12 protein-coding genes and 1 pseudogene are annotated in these 15,342 nt (G+C 68.9%); 12 read left to right on the plus strand and 1 reads right to left on the minus strand.

Annotated features, from left to right (window positions below):
- The first annotated feature begins 97 nt into the window (after positions 1 to 97).
- From SK803_RS02515 to SK803_RS02535, 5 genes and pseudogenes are all read left to right on the plus strand, one after another.
- Positions 98 to 1,384, plus strand: a complete 1,287-nt coding sequence (locus SK803_RS02515; protein ID WP_319964072.1) for a serine hydroxymethyltransferase — start codon at positions 98 to 100, stop codon at positions 1,382 to 1,384.
- A gap of 17 nt (positions 1,385 to 1,401) precedes the next feature.
- Positions 1,402 to 2,487 carry an S-(hydroxymethyl)mycothiol dehydrogenase gene (locus tag SK803_RS02520; protein WP_319964073.1) on the plus strand — a complete coding sequence of 362 codons (1,086 nt, stop codon included), beginning with the start codon at positions 1,402 to 1,404 and terminating at the stop codon, positions 2,485 to 2,487.
- Entirely contained in the window at positions 2,484 to 4,931 is a 2,448-nt protein-coding gene (locus SK803_RS02525; protein WP_319964074.1) for a GcvT family protein, read from the plus strand. The genes SK803_RS02520 and SK803_RS02525 overlap by 4 nt, the downstream gene beginning before the upstream one ends.
- A complete protein-coding gene (locus SK803_RS02530) occupies positions 4,928 to 6,058 on the plus strand; it encodes an aromatic ring-hydroxylating oxygenase subunit alpha (protein ID WP_319964075.1) in 1,131 nt (376 codons plus the stop codon). The genes SK803_RS02525 and SK803_RS02530 overlap by 4 nt, the downstream gene beginning before the upstream one ends.
- Before the next feature lie 6 nt (positions 6,059 to 6,064).
- A pseudogene (locus SK803_RS02535) lies at positions 6,065 to 7,744 on the plus strand (BCCT family transporter).
- Here the strand turns inward: SK803_RS02535 and SK803_RS02540 are convergent.
- Entirely contained in the window at positions 7,707 to 8,366 is a 660-nt protein-coding gene (locus tag SK803_RS02540) for a GntR family transcriptional regulator (RefSeq protein WP_319964076.1), read from the minus strand. The pseudogene SK803_RS02535 and the gene SK803_RS02540 sit on opposite strands and share 38 nt — an antisense overlap.
- A gap of 45 nt (positions 8,367 to 8,411) precedes the next feature.
- Between SK803_RS02540 and SK803_RS02545 the strand changes: the two genes are divergently transcribed.
- Genes SK803_RS02545 through SK803_RS02575 form a run of 7 tightly spaced genes read left to right on the plus strand, consistent with a single transcriptional unit; the run spans position 8,412 to position 15,167 of the window.
- Positions 8,412 to 9,665, plus strand: a complete 1,254-nt coding sequence (locus SK803_RS02545; RefSeq protein WP_406601468.1) for a sarcosine oxidase subunit beta family protein — start codon at positions 8,412 to 8,414, stop codon at positions 9,663 to 9,665.
- Between the two features lie 9 nt (positions 9,666 to 9,674).
- Complete coding sequence (locus SK803_RS02550; protein WP_086661971.1) at positions 9,675 to 9,956, plus strand: sarcosine oxidase subunit delta; 282 nt, start codon at positions 9,675 to 9,677, stop codon at positions 9,954 to 9,956.
- A complete protein-coding gene (locus SK803_RS02555) occupies positions 9,953 to 12,769 on the plus strand; it encodes a 2Fe-2S iron-sulfur cluster-binding protein (protein ID WP_319964077.1) in 2,817 nt (938 codons plus the stop codon). The genes SK803_RS02550 and SK803_RS02555 overlap by 4 nt, the downstream gene beginning before the upstream one ends.
- On the plus strand, positions 12,759 to 13,343 hold the full coding sequence (locus tag SK803_RS02560) for a sarcosine oxidase subunit gamma (protein ID WP_319964078.1): 585 nt from the start codon (positions 12,759 to 12,761) through the stop codon (positions 13,341 to 13,343). The genes SK803_RS02555 and SK803_RS02560 overlap by 11 nt, the downstream gene beginning before the upstream one ends.
- Positions 13,343 to 14,185 (plus strand): formyltetrahydrofolate deformylase, encoded by an 843-nt coding sequence (gene purU, locus SK803_RS02565; RefSeq protein ID WP_319964079.1) that lies wholly within the window; start codon positions 13,343 to 13,345, stop codon positions 14,183 to 14,185. The genes SK803_RS02560 and purU overlap by 1 nt, the downstream gene beginning before the upstream one ends.
- Before the next feature lie 45 nt (positions 14,186 to 14,230).
- A complete protein-coding gene (gene cmtR, locus SK803_RS02570; protein WP_319964080.1) occupies positions 14,231 to 14,548 on the plus strand; it encodes a Cd(II)/Pb(II)-sensing metalloregulatory transcriptional regulator CmtR in 318 nt (105 codons plus the stop codon).
- Positions 14,541 to 15,167: a cation diffusion facilitator family transporter gene (locus tag SK803_RS02575; RefSeq protein ID WP_319964081.1), complete on the plus strand. Its 627-nt coding sequence runs from the start codon at positions 14,541 to 14,543 to the stop codon at positions 15,165 to 15,167. The genes cmtR and SK803_RS02575 overlap by 8 nt, the downstream gene beginning before the upstream one ends.
- Positions 15,168 to 15,342: the final 175 nt, after the last annotated feature.

Genomic DNA, 15,342 nt, shown 5'->3' on the forward strand with positions numbered 1-15,342 from the left:
TGACAACGGGCCTGGGCGAGCCGCACCGTGATGCGCCCGCAGTTGCATAATGCGAACCAGGTTGCGTATTACGGAACTCGCTCGGAAGGGTTGGCCGTTGTCACTCTCCGTTTCCACCACAGTTCTGGACCAGGACCTCGACGTGCTCGACCCCGAGGTCGCCGCCGAGATCCGCGCCGAGTTGCACCGCCAGCAGTCGACGCTGGAGATGATCGCCTCCGAGAACTTCGCGCCGGTGGGAGTGCTCCAGGCGCAGGGATCGGTGCTGACGAACAAGTACGCCGAGGGCTATCCGGGACGCCGGTACTACGGCGGGTGCGAGCACGTCGACGTCATCGAGGCGTTGGCGATCGAGCGGGTGAAGGCCCTCTTCGGTGCCGAACACGCCAACGTGCAGCCGCACTCGGGTGCGCAGGCCAACGCCGCGGCGATGGCGGCGGTGCTCCAGCCCGGCGACACGATCATGGGCCTGGACCTGGCGCACGGCGGTCACCTGACGCACGGCATGCGGATCAACTTCTCCGGCCGGCTCTACAACGTCGTCGCCTACCACGTCGAACGCGAGTCCGGCCGGGTCGACATGGCCGAGGTCGAACGGCTGGCGGTGGAGGCCAGGCCGAAGCTGATCATCGCGGGCTGGTCCGCCTACCCGCGGCAGCTGGACTTCGCCGAGTTCCGCCGGATCGCCGACCTGGTCGGCGCCAAGCTCATGGTGGACATGGCGCACTTCGCGGGCCTGGTCGCTGCGGGCCTGCACCCGAGCCCCGTGCCGTTCGCCGACCTGGTCACGACCACCACTCACAAGACGCTCGGCGGTCCGCGGGGCGGCGTCATCCTGTGCACCAAGGACCTGGCCAAGAAGGTCGACTCGACGGTGTTCCCCGGCCAGCAGGGCGGGCCGTTGCAGCACGTCATCGCGGCCAAGGCGGTGTCGTTCAAGGTCGCGGCGACCGAGGAGTTCCGCGAACGTCAGCAGCGGGTCCTCGACGGCGCCCGGATCCTGGCCGCGCGGCTCAGTGGCCAGGACTGCGCTGAAGCCGGGGTGAAGGTGCTGTCCGGCGGCACCGACGTGCACCTCGTGCTGGTCGACCTCGTGGAGTCCTCATTGGACGGCAAGCAGGCCGAGGACCGGTTGCACCGCATCGGGATCACGGTCAACCGCAACGCCGTTCCGTTCGACCCGCGACCGCCGATGATCACCTCCGGCCTGCGCGTCGGCACGCCCGCGCTCGCCACCCGCGGCTTCACGGCCGAGGACTTCACCGAGGTCGCCGACATCATCGCCGCCGCACTGCGGCCGTCGTTCGACGAGACGGCCGAGGCGGACCTGTCCGCCCGAGTCGCGTCGCTGGCCAAGAACAACCCCCTCTACCCGCACCTCTGACAAGTCTGGAGAAGCAAGTGGCACACGCGGTGAACGGTGTCGTGGCGGCGGGGCGAGGGGCCAGGGTCTCGGTCGAGACCATCCTCGTGCCGGATCCCGGGCCCGGCGAGGCGTTGGTGAAGGTGCAGGCCTGCGGGGTCTGCCACACCGACCTGCACTACCGGGAGGGCGGGATCAACGACGAGTTCCCGTTCCTGCTGGGGCACGAGGCGGCGGGCGTCGTCGAAGCGGTCGGCGACGGTGTCACCGACCTCGCACCCGGCGACTTCGTGATTCTGAACTGGCGCGCGGTGTGCGGTTCGTGCCGCTCATGTCTGCGAGGCCGGCCGCAGTACTGCTTCAACACCCACAACGCCGCCCAGCCCATGACCCTGGCCGACGGCACCCCGCTGTCACCCGCGCTGGGCATAGGCGCGTTCGCGGAGAAGACCCTCGTCCACAGCGGACAGTGCACGAAGGTGAACCCCAAGGCACCGCCGGAGGTCGCGGGCCTGCTCGGCTGCGGTGTCATGGCGGGAATCGGCGCCGCGATCAACACCGGCGGCGTCGGCCGCGGCGACAGCGTGGCGGTGCTCGGCTGCGGCGGCGTCGGTGACGCGGCCATCGCGGGCGCCCGGCTCGCGGGTGCGCGCACGATCATCGCCGTCGACCTCGACCACACCAAACTCGAATGGGCGCGACGGTTCGGGGCCACGCACACCGTCAACGCGCGCGAGCAGGACGTGGTGGAGGCGATTCGCGAGCTGACCGACGGCAACGGCGCGGACGTCGTGATCGACGCGGTGGGCCGCCCGGAGACGTTCCAGCAGGCCTTCTACGCCCGCGACCACGCAGGGACCACCGTGCTGGTGGGCGTGCCGACCCCGGACATGAAGCTCGAACTGCCGTTGATCGACGTGTTCTCCCGCGGCGGCGCGGTGAAGTCCTCCTGGTACGGCGACTGCCTGCCGTCACGGGACTTCCCGATGCTCATCGACCTCTATCTGCAGGGCCGGCTGGACCTGGGCGCGTTCGTGTCGGAGACGATCGGGCTGGGTGACGTCGAGAAGGCGTTCGACGACATGCACCACGGCCGCGTGCTCCGCTCGGTGGTGATCCTGTGACCCAGCCACGAGTCGTGCTGATCGGAGCGGGCATCGTCGGATGCGCGCTCGCCGACGAACTGACCGCCAGAGGATGGACCAACGTCACCGTCCTCGAACAGGGCCCGCTGTTCGCCACCGGCGGATCGAGCTCGCACGCGCCGGGCCTCGTCTTCCAGACCACCGGCTGCCGGACGATGACCTCGTTCGCCAAGTACACCGTCGAGAAGTACACGGCGCTGACGATGGACGACAAGTGGTGCTTCCAGCAGCTCGGCGGGCTGGAGGTCGCCACCACGCCGGAACGCTGGACGGACATCAAGCGCCGGCACGGCTGGGCGACGTCGTGGGGCGTCGAGAGCTTCCTGCGCGACCCGGAGGAATGCGCCCGGCTGCACCCGTTGCTCGACCCCGCCAAGATCCTCGGCGGGTTCCACATCCCGGCCGACGGCATCGCCAAGCCGTTGCGCGCGGCCGAGGCACAGGCCCGGCGGGCGATGGACCGCGGCGCGAAGTTCCTGGCGCACCACAAGGTCACCGGCGTCGAACGCAACGGCCGCCGCGTGAAAGCCGTCGTCACCGAGCACGACACGTTCGCCGCGGACGTCGTGGTGTCCTGCGTCGGCATGTGGGGCCCGCGGATCGGGCGGATGGTCGACCTCGACATCCCGCTCGTCCCGATGGCGCACCAGTACGCGAAGACCACCCCGCTGCCGGCGTTGAAGGGCGTCAACACCGAGCTGTCCGAGATGTCCAAGCCGTTGCTGCGGCACCAGGACGCCGACCTCTACTTCCGCGAGCACGTGGACCGCATCGGCATCGGCGCGTACGGGCACCGGCCCATGCCGATCTCGGCGGACGACATCCTCGACTTCGACGTGGCGCCGACCATGCCGTCCGAGATCGCGTTCACCCCGGAGGACTTCGACACCTCCTGGGACGCCGCCGTCGACCTGCTGCCGGTCCTCGGTGACGCCAAGGTCGAGGAGGGCGTGAACGGCCTGTTCTCCTTCACCCCGGACGGCAACCCGCTGCTCGGCGAGCACCCCGGCCTCAAGGGTTTCTGGGTGGCCGAAGCCGTGTGGATCACGCACTCCGCCGGCGTGGCCAGGGCGATGGCGGAGTGGCTGGTCGACGGGCAACCGAACATCGACCTGCACGGCTGCGACCTCAACCGGTTCGAGGACGTCCAGCGCTCGCCCGGCTATGTCCACGAACGCAGCTGCCAGAGCTTCGTCGAGGTCTACGACATCCTGCACCCGTTGCAGCCCGCCGAACGACCGCGGCCGTTGCGCACCAGTCCGTTCTACGAGCGCCAGAAGGAACTCGGCGCGGTGTTCCTGGAGGCGTCCGGCTGGGAGCGGCCCCACTGGTACGAGGCCAACGCCGGCCTGCCCGAGGTCGCCGAGATCCCGGAACGCAACGAGTGGGCGTCCCGGTTCTGGTCGCCGATCGCGGGCGCCGAGGCCCTGGTCGCCCGCAAGCGGGTCGCGATGTTCGACATGACCGCGTTGAAGCGGCTGGAGGTCAGCGGCCCGGAGGCGTTGACGTTCCTGCAGACCATGACCACCAACCAGCTCGACCGCAAGCCGGGCGCGGTGGTCTACACGCTGCTGCTCAACGAGGACGGGGGAGTGCGCAGCGACCTCACGATCGCCCGGCTCGGCGCCGACCGCTTCCAGGTCGGTGCGAACGGCCCGCTCGACGTCGACTGGCTGCGCCGGCACCTGCCTCCGAACGGTGGCGTGCACATCACCGACATCACGCCGGGCACGTGCTGCATCGGTCTGTGGGGACCGGCGGCGCGGAAGTTGTTGCAGCCGTTGACTCGAACGGACTTCTCGCACGAGGCCATGGGCTACTTCAAGGCTCAGGAAGCGTTCATCGGGGACGTGCCGGTGACCGCGATGCGCCTGTCGTACGTCGGCGAACTGGGCTGGGAGCTCTACACGACCGCCGACATGGGTCGTCGTTTGTGGGACACGTTGTGGGATGCCGGTCAGGAGCACGGTGTGATCGCCGCCGGCCGCAGCGCGTTCACGAGCATGCGGCTGGAGAAGGGGTACCGCTCGTGGGGCGCCGATGTGACCACCGAGCACGACCCGTTCGAGGCTGGGCTGGGCTTCGCGGTGCGCATGAACAAGGGCTACTTCCACGGCCGTCAGGCTTTGGAGGGGCGTTCCGAGGGCACGGTCACGCGCAAGCTGACGTGTTTGACGATCGATGACGCCTACCAGGTCGTCATGGGTGGTGAGCCGGTGTTCGCCGGTGGGGCGCCGGTCGGGTACGTCACCAGTGCCGCGCGGGGTTACTCGATCGGCAAGAACATCGCCTACGCCTGGTTGCCCGCATCCGTTGCGGTGCCGGGAACGCAGGTCGAGATCGAGTACTTCGGCGAGCGAGTCCCAGCAGTCGTCGCAGCGGAACCGCTGTTCGACCCCGAGATGAGGCGGATTCGGTCATGACCCAGACGCAGCTGCCGGCCAGCCTCATCCCCACCCTGCCCGGCCACACCTACACCGACCCTGCGAACTTCCAGCTGGAGCAGGAGACGATCTTCGAGCAGATGTGGTTCTGCGCGGTCCGCGGCGCCGACCTGCCCGACGCCGGCAACTTCCGCACCGTCCAGATCGGACGCGAGAGCGTGCTCGTCACCCGCTCGCGCGACGGCAACCTGCGGGCGTTCCTCAACATCTGCCGGCACCGCGGCGCCAAGCTGTGCGTCGAGGAGACCGGCACGGTCAAGCGCAACTTCCAGTGCCCGTACCACGCCTGGACCTACGGGCTCGACGGCAAGCTGGTGGCCGCGCCGAACCTGACCTCGATGCCGGACATCGACCGCACCGAGTACGGCCTCAAGCGCGTGCACCTCCGCGAATGGCTCGGCTACGCGTGGCTGTGTCTCGCCGACGAACCGCCGTCGTTCGAGGAGACCGTCCAGCAGGACGTCCGGGAGCGGCTCGGCAACCTCGACGCGATCGGCAACTACCAGGTCAGTGAGCTCGAACCGGGGCGGCGGATCACCTACGACGTCAAGGCGAACTGGAAGCTCATCATCGAGAACTTCATGGAGTGCTACCACTGCGCGACCATCCACCCGGAGCTGACCGAGGTGCTGCCCGAGTTCGCGGACGGGTACGCGGCGCAGTACTACGTCGGGCACGGCGCGGTGTTCGGCGAGGAGATCAAGGGCTTCACGATCGACGGCAGCGAAGGGTTCGAGCGGCTCGACGGGGTGGACTCCGACCAGGACCGCCGGTACTACGCGATCACGGTGCGCCCGCAGGTGTTCATCAACCTGGTGCCGGACCACGTGATCATCCACCGGATGTTCCCGATGGCGGCCGACCGCACGATCGTCGAGTGCGACTGGCTCTACGCCAAGGACGTCGTGGCCACCGGCAAGGACGTCTCGCGGTCCGTCGAGCTGTTCCACCGCGTCAACGAGCAGGACTTCGAAGCCTGTGAACGGTGCCAGCCCGCGATGTCGTCGAGGGCCTACGCGCAAGGGGGTGTGCTGGTTCCCTCCGAGCACCACATCGGGGAGTTCCACCGCTGGGTTCAGGAAGCCACATCGACGAAGAGGTGGTAGCAGGCCATGTCCGGACCGACAGACTCACCCACCACGAAGACGGGCACCGATCGCGTCGTGTTCGTCGTGTCCGCGGTCGTCGCCGCGGCGTTCCTCGCCTGGGGCGTGTTCGGCACCGCGAGCCTCGGCAGCGTGTCCACGGCTGTGCTCGGCTGGGTCATCCGCAACACCGGCTGGGCGTTCCTCACGGCCGCGACCGGGTTCGTGATCTTCGCGCTGTGGCTGGCCTTCAGCCGTTACGGCCGGATCCCGCTCGGCCAGGACGGTGAGCGGCCCGAGTTCCGGACGATCTCGTGGGTCGCGATGATGTTCAGCGCGGGCATGGGCATCGGACTGATGTTCTACGGCGTCGCGGAACCGTTGTCGCACTTCGTGAAACCACCGCCCGGCACGGTCGAGGGCGGCACGGACGCGGCCGTCGAGACGGCGATGGCGACCTCGCTGTTCCACTGGGCGATCCACCCGTGGTCGATCTACGCGGTGGTGGGACTGGCGATCGCGTACGGCACGTTCCGGCGTGGCCGCAAGCAGCTGATCAGCGCCGCGTTCGCGCCGTTGTTCGGTGACCGGGTGTCCGCGGGACCGCTGGGCCGGGTGATCGACATCCTGGCGATCTTCGCGACGTTGTTCGGGTCGGCCGCGTCACTCGGGCTGGGCGCGCTGCAGATCGGCAGCGGGCTGAAGGCGGGCGGGTACGTCAGCGAGAACCCCGGTGTCGGCGTGCTGATCGGGATCATCGCCGTGCTGACCGTCGCGTTCGTCGCCTCGGCCGTTTCCGGTGTGGCCAAGGGCATCCAGTGGCTTTCGAACACAAACATGTTGTTGTCAACACGAGCGCTTTTCTCGTGTTGACAACAACATCCAGGGCTTCTAGGAATGTCACGGCTGGCGACCGTGCTGGCGGTGTTCGTGTTCGTGGTCGGGCCGACGATTCTCATCCTCAACCTGGTGCCCGCGGCGATCGGTGACTACTTCCGCGAGATGGGCGACATGATCTCCCGCTCCGGCGCGTCCGGCGGCGCGGCGATGGAGAGCTGGCTGTCGTCGTGGACCATCTTCTACTGGGCCTGGTGGATCTCGTGGACGCCGTTCGTCGGGATGTTCATCGCGCGGATCAGCCGTGGCCGGACGATCAAGCAGTTCGTCAGCGGCGTGATCCTGGTGCCGTCGGTGGTGAGCCTGATCTGGTTCACGATCATGGGCGGGACCGCGATCACGGTGCAGCGCACCGGTACCGACCTGGCCGGAGCGGCGAACCCGGAGTCGCAGCTGTTCGGTGTGCTCGACCAGTTCCCGCTGGCGGCGGTCGCCGGTGTGGTCGTGATGGTCCTCGTGGCGATCTTCTTCGTCTCCGGGGCCGACGCCGCGTCGTTGGTGATGGGCACGTTGTCGCAACGTGGCGCCATCGAACCGCATCGCCGGCTGGTGGTGTTCTGGGGCGTGGCGACGGGTGGCGTGGCGGCGGTGATGCTGCTGGTCGGCGGTGGTGGCGCGACGGCGCTGACCGGCCTGCAGAACCTCACGATCATCGCGGCGGCACCGTTCGCGCTGGTGATGGTCGTGCTGTGCGTGGCGCTGGTGAAGGACCTGCGCAGCGACCCGATGGTGTTGTGGGAGAAGCACTGCGCCCACACCGTGGACCAGATGGCTAGATCAACGCCCGAATCGCCCGCTCGAACCCGATGACGTGCTGAGAAGCCAGCTCGCCCGCCTTCTTGGCGTCACCCTCGATGATCGCGGTCAGGAGCGGCACGTGCTCGTCGACGTGACCGGCCATTCCGGACAGCCGCGGCAGGAACACGCACCAGATGCGCGTGGCCAGGTTGTCGTAGGAGATCAGCGTGTCCTCGAGGAACGGGTTGTGCACGCACCGGTAGATCGCGCGGTGCACACCGACGTCGTCGCGCAGCAGTTCGACGTTGTCGCCCGGCCGGGCGGCGGTCTCCAGCTGGGACCGCAGCTCGGTCAGTGCGGTCCGGTCGTCCGCCGTGGCCCGCTCGGCCGCGGCGGACGACGCCAGCGGTTCGAGGGTGCGGCGGACCTCGGAGATGTGGGAGAGGTCGGAGATGTTCACGTCGGTGGCGAACGTGCCGCGGCGCGGGAAGGCGACGACGAGCCGTTCCTGCTCCAGCCGTTTCAGGGCCTCGCGGATCGGGGTGCGGCCGACGCCGAGCTCGGCGCGCAGCCGGTCCTCGTTGATCGGTTCGCCCGGCCTGATCTCCAGCATCACCAGGCGATCGCGCAGGACGGCGTACGCCTGCTCGGTCATCGAGGCGGTGGCGGGCTCGTCGTTGACCCGTGCGTTCATGTGACCTACGGTACTGCACAGACTGATATACCAGTAGTCGACCAGATGACTTCGCTGGAGGCGCCGCCCATGACCAGCCCGCCCGGAGCACATCTGCCCGAGCACCCGGACTTCCTGTGGGACAACCCGGAACCGAAGGCCTCCTACGACGTCGTGATCGTCGGCGGTGGTGGGCACGGCCTCGCCACCGCCTACTACCTGGCCAAGGTGCACGGCATCACGAACGTCGCGGTGCTGGAGAAAGGCTGGCTGGCCGGCGGCAACATGGCCCGCAACACCACGATCATCCGGTCCAACTACCTGTGGGACGAGAGCTCCGGCATCTACGAGCACTCGCTGAAGCTGTGGGAGGGCCTGGAGGAGGACCTCGGCTACCCGATCCTGTTCGACCAGCGCGGCGTGCTGAACCTCGCGCACAGCCTGCAGGACGTGCGGGACAGCGTGCGGCGGGTCAACGCGAACCGGCTCAACGGCATCGACGCGGAATGGGTGGATCCCGCCGGGGTCAAGGAGATCTGCCCGATCGTCAACACCTCGCCGGACGTGCGCTACCCCGTGCTGGGAGCGACGTACCAGCCGCGCGCGGGCATCGCCAAGCACGACTACGTGGCGTGGGGCTATGCGCGCGCCGCGCACGCGATGGGCGTCGACCTCATCCAGAACTGCGAGGTCACCGGACTCGAAACCGCGGGTGGCCGGATCACCGCGGTCGAGACCTCCCGGGGCCGGATCGCCGCCGGCAAGGTCGCGTTGTGCGCGGCCGGCCACAGCTCGGTGCTCGCGAAGATGGTCGGCCTGCGCCTCCCGCTCGCCTCGCACCCGTTGCAGGCGCTGGTCTCAGAGCTGCTCGAACCCGTGCACCCGACCGTGGTCATGTCCAACGCCGTGCACGTCTACGTCTCCCAGGCGCACAAGGGAGAACTCGTGATGGGTGCCGGGATCGACAGCTACAACGGCTACGGCCAGCGGGGCTCGTTCCACATCATCGAGCAGCAGATGTCGGCGGCGCTGGAGCTGTTCCCGGTCTTCGCCCGTGCGCACCTGCTGCGCACGTGGGCGGGCATCGTCGACGTGAGCCCCGACGCCTCTCCGATCGTCGGTCTCACCCCGGTCGGCGGGCTGTACCTGAACTGCGGCTGGGGAACCGGCGGGTTCAAGGCCACGCCCGGTGTCGGTGACTGCTTCGCGCACACCATCGCCCACGACAAGCCGCACCCGTTCAACGAGCCGTTCACCCTCGAGCGCTTCACCACCGGCGCACTCGTCGACGAGCACGGCGCCGCCGCCGTCGCGCACTAGGAGCTGAGAATGCAACTCATCCCGTGTCCGTGGTGCGGGCCGCGTGAGGAAGCGGAGTTCCACTACGGCGGCCAGGCCCACGTCGCGTACCCCGAGGACCCGTCCGCGCTGACCGACGAGGAATGGGCGCAGTACGTGTTCTTCCGCGACAACCCGAGCGGCCCGTTCGCCGAGCGCTGGAGCCACAGCGCCGGGTGCCGCCGGTGGTTCAACGCCGTGCGCGACACCCGCTCCCACGACCTGCTCGCCGTCTACCGCGCCGGCGAGCCGATGCCCGAGGTGGCCTCGTGACTCATCGCACGCCCACCGGTGGCGCGATCGACCGGAACACGCTGCTGCACTTCACCTTCAACGGCCAGGAGTTGACCGGGCACCCCGGTGACACGCTTGCTTCGGCGCTGCTCGCGAACGGTGTGCACGAGGTCGGCAGCAGCGTGAAGCTCGGGCGGCCGCGCGGGATCGTCGCGGCGGGGTCCGAGGACCCGACGTCGTTGGTGCAGATCGAAGAGCCGTTCCCCGAACCGATGCTGCTTGCGACGACCGTCGAGTTGTACGACGGCCTGGTCGCGCGTGGCCTGGCCGGTCAGGGACGGCTGGCGGCCGAACCTGACCCGTCGCGTTACGACGCCAAGCACGAGCACTGCGACGTGCTGGTCGTCGGCGCGGGACCGGCCGGGCTGGTGGCCGCGCTGACCGCTGCCCGCAGTGGTGCGCGGGTGGTTCTGGTCGACGAGCAGAACCAGCCGGGCGGCGCGTTGCTGGGTGTCGACGAGTACCTCGACGACCGGCCGTCCGCGGAGTGGGTCGCGGACATCCTCGCCGAGCTCAGGAGCACGGCCGGTGTGCTGGTGCTGGAGCGGACCACGGCGTTCGGCATGTACCAGGACGGGTTCGTGCTGGCCCTGCAGAAGCGGACCGACCACCTCGGGTTCGCGGCGCCCGCCTCGGTGGCACGTCAGCGGGTCTGGCGGATCAGGACCAAGCAGACCGTGCTCGCGACCGGCGCGCACGAACGTCCCGTGGTGTTCGCCGACAACGACCGGCCCGGGATCATGCTGGCGTCGTCCGCCCGCACGTTCCTGCACCGCTACGGCGTGCTGTCCGGCTCGCGGGCGGTTGTGTTCACCACCAACGACAGCGCGTACTGCGCGGCGATCGACCTCGCCGAGTCCGGTGTGGAGATCGCGTTGATCGTCGATGCGCGGTCGGAGGCTCCGGCGCGGCTCGCGACTGAGTGTGCGGCTCGGGGCATCGAGGTGCGCGCGGGGCAAGTGGTGACGGGGACCGAGGGTGCGCGGCGGGTGACGGGCGTGCACGTTCAGGGAGAGACGATCGCGTGCGACACCCTGCTGGTGTCGGGCGGCTGGAACCCGGTGGTGAGCCTGTTCAGCCAGGCCCGCGGCAAGCTGCGCTACGACGCCGAACTCGGTGCGTTCGTGCCGGGCGAGGAACTGGAGACGGTTCGGGTGGCCGGTGCCGCGACGGGTGAGCTGGACCTGACGGCATGCGTGCGGCAGGGACGCAACGCCGGTGCGTCGGCCGCGATCTCCGCCGGGTTCACGCCGCGCGGTGCGGTACCGCTGCCGGCGTCCGACTCGCGCTGCACGTCACGGTCCGGCCTGGTCCTGTGGCGCGTGCCCGGTGACGAGGATGCGAGTTTCGTTGACCTGCAACGAGACGCGACGGTGTCCGACGTGCTGCGGGCGACCGGCGCGGGTCTGCGGTCGTTGGAGCACATCAAGCGGTACACGACCATCGGTACCGCACATGACCAGGGCAAGACGTCCGGCATGATCGCGGCGGGCATCGTCGCCGAGGCGCTGGGTGTCGAGCTGGAGGACCAGCGGCCCACGACGTTCCGCCCGCCGTACACCTCGGTGTCGTTCGCCGCGCTGGCCGGACGCGACCGCGGCGAGCTGCACGATCCGGTGCGCGTCACGGCGATCCACCCGTGGCACGTGGCGCACGGGGCGTTGTTCGAGGACGTCGGCCAGTGGAAGCGGCCCTGGTACTACCCGCGGCCGGGCGAGGACCTGCACACGGCGGTGCTGCGCGAGTGTCGTGCCACGCGCGAGAGCGTCGGGATGATGGACGGCTCGACGCTGGGCAAGATCGACGTGCAGGGTCGTGACGCCGGCAAGTTCCTGGACATGCTCTACACGAACATGATGAGCACGCTGAAGGTCGGCCGGATCCGCTACGGCGTCATGTGCGGCGTCGACGGCATGGTGATCGACGACGGCACGGTGATCCGGGTCGGCGAACAGCGGTACCTGGTCACCACGACCACCGGCAACGCCGCGAAGATCCTCGACTGGATGGAGGAGTGGCTCCAGACGGAGTGGCCGCACCTCGACGTGCACTGCGCCTCGGTCACCGAGCACTGGGCCACGATCCCGTTGGTGGGCCCCAAATCCCGTGACGTACTCGCTGCGGTCGCCCCTTCGCTCGACGTCAGCAACGAGGCGTTCGAGTTCATGACCTGGCACGACACCGTTGTCGCCGGAGTTCCCGCGCGGGTCTGCCGGATCAGCTTCTCCGGCGAGCTGGCGTACGAGATCAACGTGACCGCCTGGCACGGCCTGGCCGTGTGGGAGGCCCTGATGGCGGCGGGGGAGCCGTACGGGATCACGCCGTACGGCACGGAAACCATGCACGTGCTGCGTGCCGAGAAGGGCTATCCGATCATCGGTCAGGAGACCGACGCCACGGTCACCCCGCAGGACCTGGCCATGTCGTGGGCCGTGTCGAAGAAGAAGCCCGACTTCATCGGCAAACGGTCGTTCGCCCGTGCGGAGAACAACCGCTCGGACCGCAAGCAGCTGGTCGGACTCCTGCCCGTGGACCCGAACGTGCTGCTGCCGGAGGGTTCGCAGATCGTCGAGACCGACCGGTTGCCCGAACCACCGGTGCGGATGCTCGGCCACGTCACGTCCAGCTACCCCAGCGCGGCGCTCGGCCGCACGTTCGCGCTCGCCCTCGTGCGGTCCGGGCACGAGCGCATCGGCGAGACGCTGTACGTGCCGGTCGAGGACTCGCTCGTGCCCGTCACCGTCACCGAATCCGTGCTGTACGACAAGGAAGGAGCTCGTCGTGACGGCTGACCCGACCAGTCCGCTGGCGGCCTGGACCGACCGGCTGGCGGCGCTCGCACCCGCGTTGACGGTGACCGAGCGGCCGTTCCGCTCGCAGCTCACCGTGCGCGTGTCGGATCCTTCGGCGATCGCGGCGATGGGTTCCGCGCTGGGTGTGGTTTTCCCGTCTGTTCCTTGCACCTTCACGACAGGTGCCGGACAGTTCGGGCACGTCGAAGTGCTGTGGCTGGGGCCTGACGAGTTTCTCGTGGTGGCGTCGCCCGACCTGCAGGTCACGATCGAGGAGGTGTTGCGTGGCGCGCTCGGGACTGTCAGAGGGTCCGTTGTGGACACTTCGGCTCAGCGCACGACCGTGGTCCTGGAAGGGCCGCACGTCCGGGACGTGCTGGCTCACGGATGTTCCGTGGACCTGCACCCGTCTGCGGCTCCCGTCGGCACTTGCGTGCAGACGCTGCTCGCCAGGACGGGGATCATCCTGCAAGTGAACGACGGCAGCGTGACCTTGCTGGTGCGGTCGTCGTTCGCCGAGTACCTGGCGGCCTGGCTCAGCGACGCGTGCGTCGAGTACCTGGCGGTGTCGTGATGCGGAACTTCACGCTGACCCTGAACTGCCCGGAGCGCACGGGAATCGTGCACGCCGTGACGTCGTTCCTGGTCGACCACGGTTGCGACATCGTCGAACACCAGCAGTTCGACGACGACGAGCGCAACAGGCTGTTCCTGCGCACCGCGTTCTCGTGCGCTTCCGGCAGCGTCGACGACCTCGTGCGCGAGTTCGACCCGGTGGCACGGGAGTTCTCGATGAAGTACGGCCTGTGGGACGAACGGCGGACGCGCATCCTCGTGATGGTGTCGAAGGCCGGCCACTGCCTGAACGACCTGCTCTTCCGCTGGCGCGCGGGCAGTCTCGGCGGCGAGATCGTCGCGGTGGTGTCCAACCACGAGGACCTGCGCCCGATGGCGGAGGCGGCCGGGCTCGACTTCGTGCACGTGCCGAACAACGCCGGCAACAAGCCCGCCGCCGAGCAACGCCTGCTGGAGCTCGTCGAGGAGTACCAGGCCGACCTGGTGGTGCTGGCGCGCTACATGCAGGTGCTGTCCAACGACCTGTGCGCCAAGCTGGCCGGCCGCGTGATCAACATCCACCACTCGTTCCTGCCGGGCTTCAAGGGCGCCAAGCCGTACCACCAGGCGTACGACCGCGGCGTGAAGTACGTGGGGGCGACGGCGCACTACGTCACCCCTGACCTGGACGAGGGGCCGATCATCGAGCAGGAGGTGCTGCGGGTCGACCACACCTTCGACCCGCGGGCGCTCACCGCGGTGGGCCGCGATGCCGAAGCCCTGGCGTTGTCCCGCGCTGTCCGGTGGCACTGCGAGCACCGGGTGATGCCCAACGGCAACGGCACGGTGGTGTTCCGCTGAACACTGCCGGTTGAACTGTTCGGCGTGCGCTGTACAGTTCGATCCATGCTGACCTGTGAGACCCGCGAGTCCGCGCTCGCCCGGCTGGGCCGTGCCCTGGCCGACCCGACGCGCTGCCGGATCCTCGTGGCGCTGCTCGACGGCCCCGGCTATCCCGCCCGACTGGCGGAACAGCTGGGGCTGTCGCGGTCGAACGTCTCCAACCACCTGTCGTGCCTGCGCGGCTGCGGCCTGGTCGTGGCGACCTACCAGGGCAGGCAGGTGCGCTACGACCTGGCTGATCAGCACCTCCGGCGGGCACTGGGTGAGCTGCTGGACGTCGTGCTGGCGGTCGAGCCCGGGCCGGAGTGCGTCGATGAGTGACGCCTGCTGCGCGCCGATCGTGCCGGACTCGCGCAAGCTCACGCTTCAGCGCCGCGTCCGGATGCTGGTGGCGGCGACGATCATCTACAACGTCGTCGAGGCGGTCATCGCGCTCGCGGCGGGCACGGTGGCGTCGTCCACGGCGTTGATCGGGTTCGGGCTGGACTCGGTGATCGAGGTGGCGTCGGCGGCCGCGGTGGCGTGGCAGTTCTCCGGCCGTGATCCCGAACAGCGTGAACGCGCCGCGTTGAAGGTCATCGCGGTGTCGTTCTTCGCGCTGGCGGCCTACGTGACGGTCGAGTCCGTGCTGTCGTTGCTGCAGGGGGAGCGGGCCTCGCATTCCACGGTCGGCATCGTGCTCGCCGCCGTGTCGCTGCTGGTCATGCCCGGCCTGTCCTACGCCCAGCGCAGGGCCGGCCGTGAGCTCGGATCGGCGAGCGCGGTGGCCGACTCGAAGCAGACGTTGCTGTGCACCTACCTGTCCGCCGTGCTGCTGGTGGGACTGGTGGTGAACAGCCTGTTCGGCTGGTGGTGGGCGGATCCGCTGGCGGCGCTGGTGATCGCGGTGGTGGCGGTGAAGGAAGGTCGCGAGGCGTGGCGGGGCCACCACTGCTGCTGAGCGGGTAGCGGATCGACGTTCCGCGGAGCGCTCCGTCATCGTCCGCAGCGCGAAAAACGCACCAACGATCACCTAGCCGATGTGAGCGTGCACACTGTCCTCGGCACGCTCATACGGGCGAACGGGAGTGCCCAGGTCGTATGGGCAACTTAGTGTCCTTTTGCAGAATTCGTCT

Source organism: Lentzea miocenica, from assembly GCF_033949945.1.
GTDB lineage: Bacteria > Actinomycetota > Actinomycetes > Mycobacteriales > Pseudonocardiaceae > Lentzea > Lentzea miocenica.

Excerpts from the sequence above, each read along its gene's own strand:
- SK803_RS02530 (WP_319964075.1), top strand. The coding sequence starts at position 4,928 with ATGACCCAGACGCAGCTGCCGGCCAGCCTCATCCCCACCCTGCCCGGC.
- cmtR (WP_319964080.1), top strand. The coding sequence starts at position 14,231 with ATGCTGACCTGTGAGACCCGCGAGTCCGCGCTCGCCCGGCTGGGCCGT.
- SK803_RS02540 (WP_319964076.1), bottom strand. The coding sequence starts at position 8,366 with ATGAACGCACGGGTCAACGACGAGCCCGCCACCGCCTCGATGACCGAG.
- SK803_RS02550 (WP_086661971.1), top strand. The coding sequence starts at position 9,675 with ATGCAACTCATCCCGTGTCCGTGGTGCGGGCCGCGTGAGGAAGCGGAG.
- purU (WP_319964079.1), top strand. The coding sequence starts at position 13,343 with ATGCGGAACTTCACGCTGACCCTGAACTGCCCGGAGCGCACGGGAATC.
- SK803_RS02575 (WP_319964081.1), top strand. The coding sequence starts at position 14,541 with ATGAGTGACGCCTGCTGCGCGCCGATCGTGCCGGACTCGCGCAAGCTC.
- SK803_RS02545 (WP_406601468.1), top strand. The coding sequence starts at position 8,412 with ATGACTTCGCTGGAGGCGCCGCCCATGACCAGCCCGCCCGGAGCACAT.